Raw genomic sequence first — 18,171 nt, forward strand, 5'->3', positions numbered from 1 at the left:
GTTAGTTTAAAATAGGGAAAACATATACGAACCTAATAAAAGGTAGGTTTTAAAAAATATAAACCTTTCGACAAAACGAAAGGTTTTCTCTTTAATGTGGAGAAGATGGGACTCGAACCCACGACCTCTTGACTGCCAGTCAAGCACTCTAGCCAGCTGAGCTACATCCCCAAATAACTTATTTTAATCCGCTTAATACTAAAACTGGTAAAGTTGAACTATGAAAATCTTTTTTTAAGATGGTATTTTTTTCCCATAGTTTTGTAAAAAAACCTCGTTTACGTCTTACTACGCATAGCATGTCTGGATCATTATCTTTATAATGTTCTAAAACACCTTGAAACGTAGTTGCGTTCTCACTATAGGTGGTGTTTGTTACTATTTCTGATAAATCTTCACTTACATTAAAGTCGCCTTCATTATGAAAAGGTGTTTTTACTAATAGTAAGTTTACAATAGATTTAAACTGATTTTTAATAGCCTTAAGAGGTCCTAATGCATCATTCTTTTTTATAACTGCTGATTTTAATGCCATTAAAATATAAATAATAGGCCTAAACGTGTAGCCTTCAGGAACTATTAATGCAGGTATGTTGGTTTGTTTAATTATTTTTCCCGAGGTTTTGCCTAGGTAAACTTCATCTCTCATTGAGTTTGTTCTAGGCTCTAAAAGAATTAAATCTATGTCTAAAGATTTACAAATTAACTCTATAGTATCTACCAGTTTTCCTTTGAAAGTTTTTATTATAACATCAACACCCTTTGTGTCTACTTCACTTACATGTCTTTTTAAAAACTCATAGCTTTCTCGTTCTAAAATATGATCTATTTTAATCATTGTACCTGCTTTTGTATAAACATTGTAGACTTGAACTACATAAACTTTGGCGTCAAATGCTTTAGCAAAATCCACAGCATATTGTAAATGATTTACGGCATTTGTTGATGATCCTACAGGAACTAAAATATTCTTCATATTCATTAATTAAAAAACTAAATTTACATAATTTAAGCACAAATTTACACAAAAAGCATTATTGCATAACATCTTACCTTCTTTATTAAAAACTGTGAATAAGAGCATTCAACTAAAAAATATTAACAAATTAGCTATACCTGCGCTCATTGCGGGTGTTTCTGAACCTATCTTATCACTAACAGATACAGCTATTGTTGGTAATATTGATATAAATGCTACAGAGTCGCTTGCGGCTGTTGGTATTGTTGCTACATTTTTATCTATGCTTATATGGGTATTTGGGCAAACACGAAGCGCTATATCATCTATAATATCTCAATATTTAGGAGCTAATAAACTTGATGAAGTAAAATCGTTGCCAGGTCAAGCTATTTTAATAATTACATCTATTAGCATATTAATTATCATTGGCACATATCCATTTGCTAGTGCTGTTTTTAAACTTTATAATGCCTCAGGGTTAATTTTAGAATACTGTGTATCTTATTATAAAATTCGTGTGTTTGGGTTCCCTTTTACACTATTTACCATTGCTGTATTTGGTGCTTTTAGAGGTTTACAAAACACATACTACCCAATGATTATCGCTATTGTTGGTGCTGTATCAAACATTGTTTTAGATGTTATTTTGGTTTACGGAATAGAAGGCTTAATTCCTGCCATGCACATCAAAGGTGCAGCTTATGCTAGCTTAATTGCTCAATTTTTAATGGCTGTAATTTCGGCATATTACTTACTGAAAAAAACACCTATTCCTCTAAAGGTAAGTCTCCCAATAAACAAAGAAATTGGCAAATTCTTAATAATGGTTTTAAACCTATTTGTAAGAACCATAGCGCTTAATGTAACACTATACCTGGGAAGCTCTTTTGCGACTGGTTATGGCAAAGAATATATTGCCGCATATACCATTGCCATCAACATTTGGTTTCTTGGTGCTTTTTTAATTGATGGCTATGCAAGTGCCGGAAATATTCTTTCTGGTAAACTTTATGGCGCAAAACAATACGCCTTATTAATAAGTTTAAGTAACAAGCTTATAAAATATGGTGTTGTTTTAGGTCTTGCAATTGGCTTACTTGGTGCCATTTTTTATTATCCAATTGGAGAAATATTTACAGATGATAAAAACGTATTAGAGGCTTTTTATAATGTTTTCTGGATTGTTTTGCTCATGCAACCTTTCTGCTCTTTAGCTTTTATTTTTGATGGTATGTTTAAAGGCTTAGGTAAAATGAAGTTTTTAAGGAATCTATTATTATTTGCAACAGGAATTGTTTTTGTTCCAATACTACTTGTTTTGGATCATTTGGATTATAAACTCTACGGAATCTTTATTGCTATGACTTTTTGGATTATTGCTAGAGGCATTCCTTTAATTATAAAATTCAGGCAACTTTTTTTGCCACTAGCACAAAAAGCGTAATTTTATACCCTATTTAAAAAAAATATTATGGGTAATAAACTCTTTCTTATTTTAGCCATTGTATTGGTTATTATTTATGTATATAACAGAAACAAAAGACGCTAATCATTAACGTGTTTTTAACCATCCTGTAATACTCAATCTTTTAGTATCTACAGGTTTTACTTCGTGTTCTATTATTTGGCTTTCAAAAATAACCACACGACCAGGAAAAGGATAAATAACCTTCTCCTCTTCATGACCATTCTCATTTAAATACAAAACCAATTCGCCGCCGTTTTCCGGTTGCCAATCTTCATGATTTAGATAGCAAACCATAGAAAGTTTGCGTCTATCGTCGTTTTGAAATGTGTCAATATGGCGTTTGTAAAACGTGCCTTTAGGGTAAATAGCATAATGAAATTCTTTTTGTAAAATCCCTAAAAAACACGTTCTGTTTAAATAGTTTACAAGATCATTTATTCTATCAAAAAAAATCATTTCTGATAAAGAAGCACGTGTTTCATCCATCCATAAAATCACATCACCACGAATAGACTTTATAATGGTTTCATTAACTCTATTCCCTATAGCTGCTTTCTTAAAAGCGTCTTCCTCATACTTTTCTAGAAGAGAACCTCTTAAAACAGATACTTCGTCGTCAGTAAAAAATCCTTCAACAATGCTATATTGTTTGGTTGCTATATCTGCTATAATGCTTTCATATAGCGGATTTTCAACAAAATTAATCTCTTCAAAAAGATGATTCATAAAACTATAAATAAGAATTACTTAACCGCTCTTATTAAAAAAAAGCGCGCAAATGTAATCTAAAAAGCAATTGCTTTTACAAAATCAATACCTTTGTAGCGAAACTTTTTTAAACCATGAGTAAAATTAGAATCACCAAACAGTTTTCGTTTGAAACAGGTCATGCACTTTATGGCTACGACGGTAAATGCAAAAATGTTCACGGCCACAGCTACAAGCTTTCTGTAACGGTTATTGGAGAACCTATTTCTGATACCTCAAATGTTAAATTTGGTATGGTTATAGATTTTAGCGATCTAAAAAAGATTGTAAAAGAAGATATTGTTGATGTGTTTGATCACGCCACTGTTTTTAATAAAAACACACCTCATGTTGAGCTTGCAAAAGAGCTTAAAGATAGAGGACATAATGTGCTTTTAGTAAACTACCAGCCAACAAGCGAAATGATGGTTATTGACTTTGCTGAAAAAATAAAAAAACGCCTTCCTGAAAACATTAGTTTATACGCTTTAAAACTTCAGGAAACAGAAAGTTCTTATGCCGAGTGGTATGCAACAGATAATTAATCTTTGATTATCTTTAATCATTATTTAAAACCATGAATATTCCTAAAGGAAAAAAAATATACTTCGCATCAGACAATCATCTAGGAGCGCCAACGAGTAAAGAATCGCTTCCTCGTGAAAAAAAATTTGTAGCCTGGCTAGACGAGATAAAAAAAGATGCAGCAGCAATTTTTCTATTGGGCGACTTATTCGATTTTTGGTTTGAATACAAAACAGTTGTTCCTAAAGGATTTACAAGAACCCTAGGCAAACTGGCAGAAATCTCTGATTCAGGAATTCCTATTTACTATTTTGTAGGAAATCATGATTTATGGATGAATGGCTATTTTGAAGAAGAACTCAACATTCCTGTTTACCATAAACCCAAAGAATTTACATTTAACAATAAAATATTTTTTATTGGACACGGTGATGGTTTAGGCCCAAATGACAAAGGTTATAAACGCATGAAAAAGGTGTTTACCAATCCGTTTTCTAAATGGTTATTTAAATGGCTTCATCCTGATATAGGTGTAAAATTAGCACAGCATTTATCAGTAAAAAACAAGCTGATTTCTGGCGATGATGATGCTAAATTTTTAGGAGAAGATAATGAATGGTTAGTGCAATACTGCAAACGCAAGCTTGAAAGCAAACATCGTGATTACTTTGTTTTTGGTCACAGACATTTACCGCTTGAAATAGACCTCAACACAACCTCAAAATATATTAATTTAGGTGATTGGATAAATTATTACACCTATGGTGTTTTTGACGGAGAAAATTTTGAATTAAGAACGTATTAAACGTCTTTTTCGTTTTCTTCTATATCTTTAGTCAAGTCAAGTTTTCTAAACGACGGAGACACCAACCCTGTTGTAACAACTGTTATTAAGGTCATTGTTCCTCCAAAAACTACCGCAGTAACTGTTCCCATAAGTTTAGCAGTTAATCCACTCTCAAAAGCGCCTAACTCGTTTGATGACCCTACAAACATAGAGTTTACTGATGATACTCGACCACGCATATGGTCAGGAGTTTTTAACTGTAAAATTGTTTGACGTATTACAACCGAAACACCATCAGTTACTCCACTAAAAAATAGTGCAACTAGTGAAATCCAAAATATTTCAGATAATCCAAAAACAATAATACAAACACCAAAACCAAAAACAGCACTCAATAGTTTCATTCCTGCATTTTTACTTAATGGCATATATGCAGTAACCAGCATAGTTAAAAAGGCTCCTATGGCAGGTGCTGCTCGTAGTACTCCAAACCCTTGAGAACCTACTTCTAAAATATCTTGAGCAAATACAGGAAGTAAAGCTACTGCACCACCAAATAGTACGGCAATCATATCCAAAGTAAGTGCTCCTAAAATGGCTTTAGTACTAAAAACAAAGCGCAATCCTTCTTTAAGGCTTTTTCCTATAGGTTCACCTATTTTAGGATTCATTATTGGTTTTTTAGGTATTTTAAACAGCGCTATTAATGCCATTACTGTGAAACCAAAAATAAGGCACATTGACCAATGTACGCCAATCCAGTGTATTGAAAAACCTGCTAAAGCAGGTCCTAAAACTGAAGCCATTTGCCATGTTGTACTACTCCAAGTAGCTGCATTTGGGTATAATTTTTTTGGCACAATTAAAGCAATTAGAGAGAAAACTGTTGGGCCAATAAACGCTCGTACAAATCCGCCAAGAAAGACCAAAAAGTAGATACTATACAATATGGTATTGGTTTCCCAACCTGCAATTATTTCGGGCCAAGTTAATAGAAACAATCCAAAGCTTATAACAGAAAACCCAATAATACATTTTACTAATAAGTTTCGTTTTTCTTTCTGATCTACAACATGACCTGCAAACAACGCCATAGAAACTGCCGGAATAACCTCCATAAGACCAATAATTCCTAACGACAATGGGTTTTTAGTAATACTATAAACCTGCCATTCTATAACAATAAATTGCATAGACCAAGCAAATACTAAAGCAAAACGTACTAGAAGAAAAATATTAAACTCATTTATTCGGAGTGCTGCATATGGGTCTTTTTTAGCCATAATAAAAAATAGAAGCATCAAAAGTACAATATGATACGTTGCTATTAAAAGCTTTTATGATGAATTTAATTTTTACATAAATTGTGCAAGTAATTATCTAAATCTAATTGAAACAACGTGCCTTTTATTAAGTCTTCAACATGTGTTAACTCTTCTGTATTAAGGGCTATATCTACCTTGTCACTAGGTGTTCTTACAAGTATGTTTCTGCTATCACAATCTTTACAACAAGAATATGGTTGTGACTGTTTTGCGTGATAAATGCAGTTATAAAATTCTTTTATCTCATTTTTAGATAAATAAAAGCCCATATTTCTAAATACTATTTGAATTTTTTTATGGCGTTTTTTAGATTCTGAATGCATCCACTGAAACGAAATGCCAAAACTATTGTGGTAAATTTTATAGATATCGTTTTCCATATTTGTTTGCTTTTATAAACAAATACACTATTATTTAGAATAAATATAAATAAATAATCGTGCTTTTATTAGCTTAAACTCAACACGACGATTTATTGCACGACCTGCATCTGTTTTATTTGTTGTTTTAGGCCTTGAACTACCATATCCATACCAAGAAATTCTTGATGCTTTTACGCCTTTATTTATTAAGTAATCTGAAACTGCTTTTGCTCTACTTTTTGATAGTACTTCGTTATGCATTTTTGATCCAATAGCATCAGTATGTCCATAAATTTCTACAAATACATCATCATTCTCTAACAAATAAGCATATAACTTATCAAGCTCTTCTGTGGACTCTTTTATCAAAATCGCTTTATCAAACTCAAAAAGTACATTTTTAAAAACATACACAACATCTGTTTTATATGCTACATTATGAGGTATTACAGATTCTACGTCTAAATAATAATAATAAGCAAATGGATACTCAAAATCTTTACGAACTTGGATTAATCACCAGGTTTTGTGAAAACAATAGGTTTCCTATAAATAGAAGAAATAACGTAATTGGTTTATTTATAAACACAAAACGGTTATTTTAAAAAAGATTATTTAATATCTCGCAATTTTAACTGAAGAGAGGTGATACCATTCCAGTGGTTTTCATCTATAGAATATACTGCTTTAAATTTTTTTCCGTTAGAAATTAGCGGCTCTTTATCACCTAGCCCAAAACCTATACAAACAATACTTTGTGCTTGTGGTTGTGTAACGGTAATTCTTAAGTGACTTTTATCTTCTCCAACACATTTACCAAAACCTGTATCTTTTAAGTTTTCGGTCATAAAAACAGGCGTCATATTTTGTGGACCAAACGGAGCAAATTGTTTGATTATACGCCATAATTTATCATTAACCTGTTGTAAATCTACTTTTAAATCAATTTTAATTTCTGGAGTTAATAATGCTTTATCAATGGTTTGAGACACCACATTTTCAAAAGCTTGTTTAAAAGCTTCGTAGTTTTCTTCTTTTAGTGTTAAACCAGCTGCGTATTTGTGCCCGCCAAACTGTTCAATATATTCACTACAAGCTTCTAGTGCATTATATACATCAAACCCAGAAACCGAACGAGCCGATGCGGCCAACTTATCGCCACTTTTGGTAAACACCAACGTTGGCCTGTAATAGGTCTCAATAAGCCTTGAAGCAACAATACCTATAACGCCTTTATGCCAAGACTCATGATATACCACCGTTGTATAGCCTTCTTGTTCATTATTTGTTTCTATTTGCTCAAGAGCTTCTTCGGTAATGCGTTTGTCTGTTTCGCGCCTATCAGTATTAAAAGCATCTATTTCAACGGCATAATTTACCGCAGTATTAAAATCTGTTTCAGTAAGTAAAGTCACAGCGTGGTTGCCATGCTTCATTCTACCTGCAGCATTTATTCTAGGTGCTACAATAAACACGACATCGGTTATGGTAAGTGTCTCCTTTTTTACTTCAGCAATAATCGCTTTTATACCTGGTCTTGGACTGGCATTAATAACTTGTAGCCCAAAATATGCCAATACGCGATTTTCTCCTGTAATAGGAACAATATCGGCACCTATTGCTGTAGCGACCAAATCTAAATATGTAACTAAATCTTCAACCATTTTTCCTTGTTTGGACGCTAATGCTTGAATAAGTTTAAAACCAACACCACAGCCACAAAGTTCTTTATAAGGATATTCACAATCATCACGTTTTGGGTCTAAAACAGCAACTGCTTTAGGTAATTGTTTTCCGGGTCTATGATGATCACATATAATAAAATCAATACCTTTTTCTTTAGCGTAAACTACTTTATCAATGGCTTTAACACCACAATCCAAAGCAATAATGAGCGAAAAATCGTTGTCATCAGCAAAATCAATTCCTTGAAACGAGACGCCATAACCTTCGTCATAACGATCCGGAATATAAGTCGCTACATTATTGGTTTGTGTTTTTAAATAGGAGCTCATTAAGGCTACTGAAGTCGTACCATCTACATCATAATCACCATAAACTAGAATGTTTTCGCCTTTTGCTATAGCTGTTTCAATTCTAGTCACTGCTTTATCCATATCTTTCATTAAGAATGGATCATGTAAATCATCTAAACTAGGACGAAAAAATGTTTTGGCAGCCTCATAGGTTTCAATACCACGCTGTAACAAAAGTGTTGCAACCACTTCATCAACTTGCAAAGCTTCTTGTAAAGCTTCTGTTTTTTTTGCTTCAGGTATGGGTTTTAAGGTCCAACGCATTATTAATCGTTATGATAATGAATGGTTGTTTTTACATTGGCAAACTTGCGAAACATCTCCATAACTCCGCAATATTTTTCAACAGATAAATCAACAGCTTTTTTTATTTTTTTCTCATCTAAGTTATCACCATAAAAGTGGTACTCTACAGTTACTGTATGATAATACTTTGGGTGTTCTTCGGTAAGCTCGCCATACGTATCCATTCTAAAATCTGAAATTTTCACTTTCATTTTATCTAAAATAGATACCACATCTAGCCCAGAACATCCAGCTAGTGCAGAAAGCATTAAAGCTTTAGGTCGTAAACCAGAATTATGCCCGCCATGCTCTTCTGAAGTGTCTATAAATAATGTTTTTCCGCTTGGGTTATCAGATTCAAACTGTGAATTTCCTTTCCAGTGAGTTGTTACTTTATTTGTCATTTTATGAAGATTTTTTTGTTTCTTGTAATGAATGTGTTACTTATTATTTCAAAAATACCAATAAAAAAATAGACTATGCCACTTGTAAAGCCATTATCAGCCAATCATGATTTAGATACTAAAAAACTTGCCGAATTCTTTAATGAAACCTTGGGTTTTTGTCCTAACTCGGTATTAACAATGCAACATCGTCCTGCGATTTCAAAAGCATTCATTAATTTGAATAAAGCTGTTATGGCTAATGATGGTCGCGTAACTTCTGCTTTGAAACGTATGATTGCTTGGGTAAGCAGTAATGCTACTGGTTGTCGTTATTGCCAAGCGCATGCTATTCGTGCTGCCGAACGTTATGGTGCCGAGCAAGAACAACTTGATAATATTTGGGAATACCGAACACATCCAGCTTTTTCTGAAGCTGAACGTGCTGCATTAGATTTTAGCTTGGCAGCAAGCCAAGTGCCTAATGCGGTTGATGAAGCTATAAAAAAACGCTTATATGAACATTGGAACGAAGGCGAAATTGTGGAAATGCTAGGTGTAATTTCATTATTTGGTTACCTAAACCGCTGGAACGATAGCATGGGAACATCTATTGAAGCTGGCGCTGTAGAAAGCGGAAATCAATATTTAGGAAAACATGGTTGGGAGAAAGGAAAGCATGGTTAGGCTTTTATTAATCCTAATATCTAATCATTATTTACAAATGAAAAAATATTTGTAATAATGTCTTCAAGTTCTTTATTCTCTTCAAAAATAGTATCATAATCATATTCAGAGTTTTCTACAATACTAGATAGCTTTATTTTATAATTGTTCATCAAAGTTCCTGAAGGTGCTTTAAATGACTTTAGTTCATTTTTTAGAAAGCCGTTTTCTAATAATTTTTTTTCATAAAACTCACCAAGACCAATATTTGCATATTCATTTCTTTCAATTATTATGTTTTTTAATTTCGATAAATCAACATTTGGTTTTACTAATTCAAGCATGAAAGCAGAAATTATGTTTGTTGGCAATAAATTTTCAATTTCACGTAGAATCGTATTTTGATATTTAAAGTTTTCACTGTTTTGCGAAATTTCCTCGAGTGCCTTTCTTCTTTTTCCTTTAGCAGACCTTTTATCTACTCCATCATTATCTGCTAACAAATAAATTTTATTTGATAATGCAAACGCATTAATTTTATCTCTTACCTCAACTTCGTCAAATTCAATTTTTTCGTCAAATAAATAATGTTCAATTAAGTTTCCGCCATATTCAAAAAAAGTAAAGTCAATATCCTCTTTCAAATGTTTCATATGCTTGGTTTCTGAAAACAGCTTTAGAAATTTAGAAATATACTTTCTGTCCGTTGGGCCTTCTACCCATATTGATGAATTCGCCAAAAAAACTGATGAAGTATTGACTCCTAATAAATCCAAAATTTCTTGATTTGGTTTTACATTTCTTTTTATTTTAAATGTATCATCATTTTGGTACTGAAATTGAAATATTGAAATGTCACTATTATATAGAGTAATATCCATAAAATGATTCGAATGAGTGGTAAAAAAGTATTTTAAGTTTTTAGATTTTAGATATTTATCATTCAACAATGCTTCTATAAAAATTCTTTGTAGTCCAGGGTGTAGATTTATTTCTGGCTCTTCAATAAAAAACCAATCGTTATTATTTGCTGTAAAAATTGGAAAAAGCAATATTATTAAAGATTGAATTCCATCTCCCAAATCATAAATAGGATGTTCACGCTCATCTATTGAAAACAATAACTCTTTAGATTTTGAGTTAGATGTAATTTCTACTTCTTTGTTGTTAAAAAAGTGAATTGATAGAAACTTCTCAAACTGTTTGACCTTTTTTCTATTTGGACCAGGCGAGTTTTTTAGTTCTAAAACTTGTGTGTATATATCTAATCCTGTAAAAACATTCTCTGCAATTCCATAATTTTTTTTTATTGTGTCTTTCAAAGATCCTTGAGTTAAAAACTCATTTGAATGTATACTTCTTAAAATAGGAATATATTTCTTGTTTCTAAATCTATTATTTTTTATGAATTCTATCTCTAGTTTTAAGCCTTCAATTGATTCACATAAAGTTATGATCTTTTTATTTTTTCCTATAATTTGACGATTACTTATACCAGAAATTAATTCAAGACTTTTTCTTTTTAAGCTACTGAAAAATTCAAAAGACTTTTCAAAATTTTTATAATTACTAATTAATTCATTATAGTTCCTTCCTGAAGCCCTAATACTATTAAAATTATTTTGGACTTCTAGCTTTTCTCGGTGACTTAAAAAATTGGAGACTGAATCTACATTTGTTTGGACGGTTCTATATTTTGAGTCTAAACTTATACTACTTGATGACAAATGAAGTAAACTATTATCAATCTTTATCAAACCTCTTAAAAATCTACTTTTCCCACTATTATTTGAACCAACAAATAAATTAACTTTAGAAAAATCTCCAATTGGTTTTATTAAATCTTTTGATTCATTGCCCCAATTATAGAGCAATTTAACCTTATCATTTAAAAATTCTAATGGTAAAGATTTTAACTCATTCTGAAATTGAAAAAACATAAATTATTTAACTTTTAATGCATTAATTAACCCTCCAACCCTTTTAGTAACAATTGCTTTTGATTTTTGTATGAAATCATTAATATTTGACTCATCCAAAACCATATCTGTTGTGGTTGCAATTGCTTTGATATACCAATCTTCCCAAGCCCTAATAATCTCTATTTGAGAATCTATTGAGGCGCCTTTTTCAATTGCTAATTTGCTTTGTTTTAATTCTTCTGCAAAACGTTGTAAAGCAGCGGTTTCAATATTATTAATAATGTCTTTTGCAGTGGTTTCATCAGCATTTAAAAGTGTATAAGCCGAAACCAAAGAGGCTGTACTTACATTTTTTAAAGTTTCTTTTGATACTTTATCTAACCTATCATTATCGGTGTGGTAAAATTGGTCTGTAAAATGCCAAAACAACACACTAGGTATGTCACTTCTTAAAAATGGCACATGGTCACTTCCTCCTTCAAATGGGTTTGTATTAACAACCCAATTTGCACGACGTCCTTGTTCTTGAAAAACACCAATTAAAAAATCATTTAAATAATGAGGTTTCATTTCATTAAGCTTCATTTTTCTTCCGCCCCATTCTGTATGCTTATCATTTCCTCTTGTCCAAATTGCACTTGGATCAGGCATTTTTTCAATAAGAAATGTCCCACCAGTAATTGCTGTATTTTCACCAACCATATCTAAAGATATTCCCCATTTTATGGCTTTTGCTCTTGAGCTATCTTCTTTTACATAGCGACCTGTAGATACTATTTCATCACCCCAAAGAAATGTAAGTGTTCTTTTTATATTGAATTTTCCTTGTTCTATTAATCGCGCTGTTTTTGTTACCATTTCTAAAGCTACACCAACGCCTGTTGCATTATCATTAGCACCAGGTTCTTGAATGTGTGCGCTGAAAACCAAACGTTCTTTTGGCACTTCAGAACCTTTAATGTCTGCTACAATGGTTAGCTCTTCTGACGGATAAATTTTCGTTTCTACATTAACTTGCAGTCTTACTTTTCCTTTTGATAATGATTTTTTTAATCGCTCTTTAGCTTGATAAGACATTGCTATTCCCCAGGATTGTTGCTCTGCTTTAAAAGGAATTGAGCGAAACTGAATAGAGGTTGTGTTTTTTTCTGGTTGTAAATACGCAGGATTATTATATGCTAAAACACCAACTGCTCCTCCTTGCAAAACAGCCATGCTGTATAAAAAGGCCAAGCTTGTTTCTGCAAAAACAATTTTTCCTTTTACATCCATGTTTTTTAAATCATAGATGTTCTCAATATAAACAACATCAGCTTCTATTCCTCCTTTTGGCGTACTGTAGGAGTTTAACGCAACCATATTTCTGTTGGTTTCTTGTGTCAACAAGGGATTTTCTTCTCCTTTTATAGTAACTGATGCGTCAACCACTTCCCATGTTGGATATTTTAACGGACGTTTTTCTATGCGGTAAGTAAATCGGTTTTTATCCGTTGCTACATCTTCATTTACAAAGCCTGCTTTTTTTAGTTTGTCTTCAATAAAATACACACTTTTATTAAAGCCTGTATTTCCTACAACGCGCCAATATTGCTCCACAAAAGCTGTTGTTTCATAAGCTAAATCTCCCGTGATTTCAGGTGTCACCAAATCAAAATAATTTTCTGAATCTGCAACTTGTGCATTTGTACTATTAAAAAATAAAAAGCCTGCTAACAATGAATAACAGGCAACTATAGATTTAAACATGAGCTAAACTTTTAATTAAACAATCTCATTTTAAAAAGACTGTATTTTGATAAATATGTTATTTTTTTCCGCCAACTATAACTACTATTTCTCCTTTTGGCGGTTTGTTTGTGTAATGATTTAAAACGTCTTTTGCTGTGCCACGAACAGTTTCTTCATATAACTTTGTAAGTTCTCTAGAAACCGAAACTGGTCTATCTTCTCCAAAATACTCACAAAAATGACCGAGTGTTTTCACCAATTTATGAGGGCTTTCATAAAAAATCATGGTGCGTGTTTCTTCTGCTAATATTTTAAAACGTGTTTGACGTCCTTTTTTTACTGGCAAAAATCCTTCAAACACAAACTTATCGTTGGGCAAGCCGCTATTTACTAATGCTGGCACAAATGCTGTTGCTCCTGGTAAACATTCAACAGCGATGTCATTTTCTACACAAGCTCTGGTTAATAAAAACCCTGGATCTGATATAGCTGGTGTTCCGGCATCGCTAATTAATGCAATTACAGCACCATTTTTTAACTTGTTTACCAAACCTTCAACCGTTTTATGCTCATTGTGCATATGGTGTGATTGTGATGGTGTTGTTATTTCAAAATGCTTTAATAGTTTTCCTGATGTGCGTGTGTCTTCAGCAAGAATTAAATCGGCTTCCTTTAAAACATCAATGGCTCTAAAGGTCATGTCTTGAAGGTTTCCAATTGGTGTTGGAACAATATAAAGTTTACTCATAATGTGTCTTTTGAAAGCAGAAATCTAATCAAATTTGCTTTCAATAATTTCCATAAAACGTTGTTCAAGCTCATCTTTTCCTTCCCAGTTATTATAATCTGGTTTTACCATACTTTGTATAAGTTGGTTGGCCTCGCTAAAAGAGTTTGCCGTATTTAATTGAGAAAGTACACGATCGTAATCTTCGCTTTTTCCTTCAAAAAGGTGTTTTATAAATGCAATTTTATCATTTAATCCTATTGTAATTCCGCCTCGTTTTAGCTTATCATTAAGTGATTTTTTTTCGTCTTTTTTAAGATTAGAAACGGGTTCGAAAATAGGCGTTTCTTTAAAATCAGCTGTTATTTCATCAAAATCATTTTTATGGTGTTTTCTTGAATCTGGAATAGCTTTTTCAAAAATATCATCAATAGGGTCGTTGTCTTGGGGCATATAGGCGACCATATTTTTTATTTTTTCTATGGCTGGCTCCATAATTTGCTCGTGTTCGTGCTCATCAAGGTTTATGTAAATCTTATCATTTACCTCAATATTATCACTCACTTTATTATTAAAAGCTACATCTAGCATCCCAAAAAACGAAGAATCGTTACCTATAGTTGGTAAGTCGTCTTCAAAATTTTCATGAGCAAACTTTAGAACTGATAGCTTTTCATAAAGCGCAGCAACTTCATCATGCATTCTGATAACATCTTCTTTTCCTTTTAGCTTAAGAATCCTGTGAGCAATGCTAATTAATTCAGACTCTAATTTCTTCTTCATAACTTTTAATTTTTAATACAAATTAGGTTTTTGTTTTTTAATAAATTTACGCCACCTTTATACAAAACGAAGGATTGCTTTGTTTTAGTGTTAAAATTACAAAATGTTTCTCGAAAATACAGTAAATCATAAAGAACAATTTGGATGGATTGAAGTTATTTGCGGCTCAATGTTTTCTGGTAAAACAGAAGAATTGATTCGCAGGCTGAAACGCGCCCAATTTGCAAGACAGAAAGTTGAGATTTTTAAACCTGCTGTTGATGTACGCTATGACGACGAAAAAGTTGTATCTCATGATGCCAACGAAATCAGGTCTACGCCAGTGCCTGCCGCTGCAAACATCCCTATTCTAGCAGATGGCTGCGACGTAATAGGTATTGATGAAGCTCAATTTTTTGATGATGAAATTGTACGTGTTTGTAATGACTTGGCTAATAAAGGAATTCGTGTTATTGTTGCTGGTTTAGATATGGATTTTAAAGGAAACCCTTTTGGACCTATGCCTTATTTAATGGCAACCGCAGAATATGTTACCAAAGTGCACGCAATTTGTACAAGAACTGGAAATTTAGCCCAATATAGTTACAGAAAATCTAAAAACGATAACTTGGTATTACTAGGAGAAGTAGACGAGTATGAGCCTTTAAGTCGTGCTGCCTACTACAAATCTATGCAACGTGACAAGGTTAGAAACATGAATGTAAATGATGCTGAAGAAATAGATTCTAAAGACAACGATAGCTAATGCCTAAAACCCAAGAAACTGTTTTAGAGATAGACCTAAACGCTCTAAAACACAATTATCAACACCTAAAAAACAAGGTGCATCCAGAAACCAAGTTTCTGGCTGTTGTTAAAGCTTTTGCCTACGGAAGTGATTCTGTTGAAATTGCAACATATTTAGAATCTCTAAATGTAGATTACTTTGCTGTAGCTTATGTTAGCGAAGGTATACAACTTCGAGACGCTGGTATTACAAAACCAATTTTAGTTTTGCACCCGCAATCTGTAAATTTTGAAACAATTATAGAACGCTGTTTAGAACCAAGCCTTTATAGCCAGTATGTTTTAAACGCTTTTATTGAAGTAGCTGAAGCAAAAAAGCAACAAAACTATCCGGTTCATATCAAATTTAATACAGGGTTAAACAGATTAGGGTTTTCAGAAAAAGAGGTAACTCAAGCTAGTGATCGCTTATCAAAAACTAAATCTGTAAAAGTAGCTTCTATGTTTTCACATATTGCTGCCAGTGAAGACTTAAACGAGAAAGCTTTTACACTAAACCAAATACAAACCTTTAAAAACATTGCTCAAGAATTTAAAGAGCAAATTGGCTATCACCCAATGATGCACATGTGCAACACATCAGGGATATTAAACTACCCTGAAGCACATTTTGATATGGTTCGCTCTGGAATTGGTCTCTATGGCTTTGGAAACTCTGAAAAAGAAGATGCTTTCTTAAAACCAATAGCTGCACTAAAAACCATTATATCTCAAATTCATGAAATAAATACAGGAGATTCTGTAGGTTATAATCGTGCATTTATTGCAAAAAGACCAACAAAAACCGCCACAATTCCTATTGGTCATGCTGATGGCATAGGACGACAATATGGAAAAGGCAAAGGTTTTGGGGTTATAAATGGAAAAAAAGCTCCTTTTATAGGTAATGTATGTATGGATATGATTATGCTTGATGTAACTGATATAAACTGTCAAGAAGGTGATGAAGTTATTCTTTTTGATAAACAAACAACAGCCACAAGCTTTTCAGAAACTGCCAACACTATTTCTTACGAAATAATAACATCAATAACACAACGTGTAAAGCGAATTTTCCTAAAATAAAACATGATCATTTCTTGTTTTATTTTTTTTAATTAATTTAGAAACTTAATCACTAACTATTACAATTTATTATGCTTAAAGAATTTAAGGAATTTGCCATGAAAGGCAATTTGGTTGACATTGCAGTAGCATTTGTCATGGGTGCTGCATTCAACAATGTAGTAAAATCATTTACAGGAGGCATCGTTTCTCCTTTAGTAGGTTTAATTTTTAACACCGATTTCAAAGATTTAAAATGGATAGCAAAAGAAGGCACTATTAATGAAGCTGGTGAAACTGTAGGTGAAGTAGCTGTGCTTTACGGTGAATTTATTACCAATGTACTTGACTTTATAATTGTAGCCTTTGTAATGTTTATGCTTATTAAAGGTATTAACAGTTTAAAGAAAAAAGAAGAGCCTGCTCCAGCTGCTCCTGCAGGACCATCAGACAACGATTTACTAACTGAAATTAGAGATTTGTTAAAAAAATAACTGTTTGTTAAAAATATAACAATCTATAATTTCTTGTTAAAAAGCCTTTGTATTCATAAAAACAAAGGCTTTTTTTAATTTATAAAAAAGAATTAATAGTTAGCTTTGCTAAACATAATTAAATCAAAAAAAGAAGCCATGAAAATAGCTGTAGTTGGTGCCACTGGAATGGTAGGCGAAGTCATGTTAAATGTATTAAAAGAACGTAATTTTCCTGTTACGGAATTAATTCCTGTTGCATCAGAAAAATCTGTTGGTAAAACCATTACGTTTAGCGGTAAAGACTACACCGTTGTTTCTCTAGCAACCGCTGTTTCTTTAAAACCAGATGTTGCTTTATTTTCAGCAGGAGGAAACACATCGTTAGAATGGGCTCCTAAATTTGCCGAAGTAGGCACTACTGTTATTGACAATTCATCTGCTTGGCGAATGGATCAAACAAAAAAACTTGTTGTTCCTGAAATAAACGCAAGTCAGCTATCTAAAAATGATAAAATTATAGCAAACCCTAATTGCTCTACCATACAAATGGTTATGGCATTAGCACCTCTTCATAAACACTATAAAATAAAACGTATCGTTGTCTCAACATACCAATCTATATCTGGTACTGGAGTCAAAGCTGTAAAACAACTAGAAAACGAATTAGCAGGTATAAAAGGAGAGATGGCTTATCCATATCCTATTCATCAAAATGCTTTACCACATTGCGATGTTTTTGAAGAAAACGGTTATACCAAAGAAGAAATGAAATTGGTTCGTGAAACTCAAAAAATTCTTGATGACAAAACAATAGCGGTAACAGCAACAGCTGTGAGAATACCTACAGCTGGCGGACACAGTGAATCTGTAAATGTTGCCTTTGAAAAGGATTTTGACCTTACTGAAATACGCAACATATTAAGCAACACTCCTGGTGTAACTGTACAAGATAACCTGAATGAAAACTCATATCCAATGCCTATTTATGCTAATGGTAAAGATGATGTTTTTGTTGGTAGAATTCGTAGAGATGAGTCACAACCAAATACCTTAAATATGTGGATTGTAGCCGATAATTTAAGAAAAGGTGCAGCAACAAACACCGTACAAATAGCCGAATACTTGGTTGAAAACAACCTTTTATAAAGCCATAACCGTAT

At 32.7% G+C, this 18,171-nt stretch carries 19 protein-coding genes and 1 tRNA gene; 8 read left to right on the forward strand and 12 right to left on the reverse strand.

All coding sequences use genetic code 11. From position 1 onward, the window contains the following. Positions 1–97 precede the first annotated feature (97 nt). Together ACN5J3_RS00265 and ACN5J3_RS00270 are read right to left on the reverse strand one after the other, a co-directional pair. Positions 98–171: transfer RNA gene (locus ACN5J3_RS00265), tRNA-Ala, on the reverse strand. A gap of 7 nt (positions 172–178) precedes the next feature. Next, complete coding sequence (locus ACN5J3_RS00270) at positions 179–976, reverse strand: universal stress protein (RefSeq protein WP_418510354.1); 798 nt, start codon at positions 974–976, stop codon at positions 179–181. Positions 977–1,070: 94 nt separating this feature from the next. Here ACN5J3_RS00270 and ACN5J3_RS00275 point away from each other — a divergent pair, with 94 nt between their 5' ends. Beyond that, on the forward strand, positions 1,071–2,405 hold the full coding sequence (locus tag ACN5J3_RS00275; protein ID WP_418510355.1) for an MATE family efflux transporter: 1,335 nt from the start codon (positions 1,071–1,073) through the stop codon (positions 2,403–2,405). A gap of 108 nt (positions 2,406–2,513) precedes the next feature. On the opposite strand, the gene ACN5J3_RS00280 is transcribed toward ACN5J3_RS00275, so the two are convergent. Next, a complete protein-coding gene (locus ACN5J3_RS00280) occupies positions 2,514–3,155 on the reverse strand; it encodes a 2OG-Fe(II) oxygenase (RefSeq protein WP_418510356.1) in 642 nt (213 codons plus the stop codon). A 116-nt stretch (positions 3,156–3,271) separates the two neighbouring features. Between ACN5J3_RS00280 and ACN5J3_RS00285 the strand changes: the two genes are divergently transcribed. Continuing rightward, positions 3,272–3,721 carry a 6-pyruvoyl trahydropterin synthase family protein gene (locus tag ACN5J3_RS00285; RefSeq protein WP_418508747.1) on the forward strand — a complete coding sequence of 150 codons (450 nt, stop codon included), beginning with the start codon at positions 3,272–3,274 and terminating at the stop codon, positions 3,719–3,721. Between the two features lie 32 nt (positions 3,722–3,753). Then, entirely contained in the window at positions 3,754–4,506 is a 753-nt protein-coding gene (locus ACN5J3_RS00290) for a UDP-2,3-diacylglucosamine diphosphatase (RefSeq protein WP_418510357.1), read from the forward strand. Here the strand turns inward: ACN5J3_RS00290 and ACN5J3_RS00295 are convergent. The 5 genes from ACN5J3_RS00295 to ACN5J3_RS00315 form a co-directional block, all read right to left on the reverse strand. Continuing rightward, positions 4,503–5,771 carry an MFS transporter gene (locus ACN5J3_RS00295; RefSeq protein WP_418510358.1) on the reverse strand — a complete coding sequence of 423 codons (1,269 nt, stop codon included), beginning with the start codon at positions 5,769–5,771 and terminating at the stop codon, positions 4,503–4,505. The genes ACN5J3_RS00290 and ACN5J3_RS00295 overlap by 4 nt on opposite strands. 65 nt (positions 5,772–5,836) lie before the next feature. Continuing rightward, positions 5,837–6,193 (reverse strand): DUF6686 family protein, encoded by a 357-nt coding sequence (locus ACN5J3_RS00300; RefSeq protein ID WP_418510359.1) that lies wholly within the window; start codon positions 6,191–6,193, stop codon positions 5,837–5,839. Between the two features lie 30 nt (positions 6,194–6,223). After that, positions 6,224–6,589: an OmpA family protein gene (locus tag ACN5J3_RS00305; protein WP_418510360.1), complete on the reverse strand. Its 366-nt coding sequence runs from the start codon at positions 6,587–6,589 to the stop codon at positions 6,224–6,226. A 197-nt stretch (positions 6,590–6,786) separates the two neighbouring features. Next, complete coding sequence (recJ, locus tag ACN5J3_RS00310) at positions 6,787–8,475, reverse strand: single-stranded-DNA-specific exonuclease RecJ (RefSeq protein ID WP_418510361.1); 1,689 nt, start codon at positions 8,473–8,475, stop codon at positions 6,787–6,789. Between the two features lie 2 nt (positions 8,476–8,477). Continuing rightward, complete coding sequence (locus ACN5J3_RS00315) at positions 8,478–8,900, reverse strand: OsmC family protein (RefSeq protein ID WP_418508752.1); 423 nt, start codon at positions 8,898–8,900, stop codon at positions 8,478–8,480. A gap of 75 nt (positions 8,901–8,975) precedes the next feature. On the opposite strand from ACN5J3_RS00315, the gene ACN5J3_RS00320 reads away from it, so the two are divergent. Beyond that, positions 8,976–9,566 carry a carboxymuconolactone decarboxylase family protein gene (locus ACN5J3_RS00320; RefSeq protein ID WP_418510362.1) on the forward strand — a complete coding sequence of 197 codons (591 nt, stop codon included), beginning with the start codon at positions 8,976–8,978 and terminating at the stop codon, positions 9,564–9,566. Between the two features lie 20 nt (positions 9,567–9,586). On the opposite strand, the gene ACN5J3_RS00325 is transcribed toward ACN5J3_RS00320, so the two are convergent. Genes ACN5J3_RS00325 through ACN5J3_RS00340 form a run of 4 tightly spaced genes read right to left on the reverse strand, consistent with a single transcriptional unit; the run spans position 9,587 to position 14,705 of the window. After that, positions 9,587–11,485: an AAA family ATPase gene (locus ACN5J3_RS00325; RefSeq protein ID WP_418510363.1), complete on the reverse strand. Its 1,899-nt coding sequence runs from the start codon at positions 11,483–11,485 to the stop codon at positions 9,587–9,589. Positions 11,486–11,488: 3 nt separating this feature from the next. Continuing rightward, positions 11,489–13,213, reverse strand: a complete 1,725-nt coding sequence (locus ACN5J3_RS00330) for a M28 family peptidase (RefSeq protein ID WP_418510364.1) — start codon at positions 13,211–13,213, stop codon at positions 11,489–11,491. Positions 13,214–13,271: 58 nt separating this feature from the next. After that, on the reverse strand, positions 13,272–13,943 hold the full coding sequence (gene rsmI / locus ACN5J3_RS00335) for a 16S rRNA (cytidine(1402)-2'-O)-methyltransferase (RefSeq protein ID WP_418510365.1): 672 nt from the start codon (positions 13,941–13,943) through the stop codon (positions 13,272–13,274). Positions 13,944–13,967: 24 nt separating this feature from the next. Further along, entirely contained in the window at positions 13,968–14,705 is a 738-nt protein-coding gene (locus ACN5J3_RS00340) for a hypothetical protein (protein ID WP_418510366.1), read from the reverse strand. A gap of 103 nt (positions 14,706–14,808) precedes the next feature. Here ACN5J3_RS00340 and ACN5J3_RS00345 point away from each other — a divergent pair, with 103 nt between their 5' ends. From ACN5J3_RS00345 to ACN5J3_RS00360, 4 genes are all read left to right on the forward strand, one after another. Then, on the forward strand, positions 14,809–15,450 hold the full coding sequence (locus ACN5J3_RS00345; RefSeq protein ID WP_418508758.1) for a thymidine kinase: 642 nt from the start codon (positions 14,809–14,811) through the stop codon (positions 15,448–15,450). Beyond that, positions 15,450–16,556 (forward strand): alanine racemase, encoded by a 1,107-nt coding sequence (gene alr, locus ACN5J3_RS00350; protein ID WP_418510367.1) that lies wholly within the window; start codon positions 15,450–15,452, stop codon positions 16,554–16,556. The genes ACN5J3_RS00345 and alr overlap by 1 nt, the downstream gene beginning before the upstream one ends. Before the next feature lie 71 nt (positions 16,557–16,627). Next, entirely contained in the window at positions 16,628–17,029 is a 402-nt protein-coding gene (mscL, locus tag ACN5J3_RS00355; RefSeq protein WP_418508760.1) for a large-conductance mechanosensitive channel protein MscL, read from the forward strand. A 138-nt stretch (positions 17,030–17,167) separates the two neighbouring features. Then, on the forward strand, positions 17,168–18,157 hold the full coding sequence (locus tag ACN5J3_RS00360) for an aspartate-semialdehyde dehydrogenase (protein WP_418510368.1): 990 nt from the start codon (positions 17,168–17,170) through the stop codon (positions 18,155–18,157). The last annotated feature ends 14 nt before the right edge of the window (positions 18,158–18,171 follow it).

Origin of the sequence: Corallibacter sp. (genome assembly GCF_048381695.1) — a bacterium.
Lineage (GTDB): Bacteria > Bacteroidota > Bacteroidia > Flavobacteriales > Flavobacteriaceae > Corallibacter > Corallibacter vietnamensis.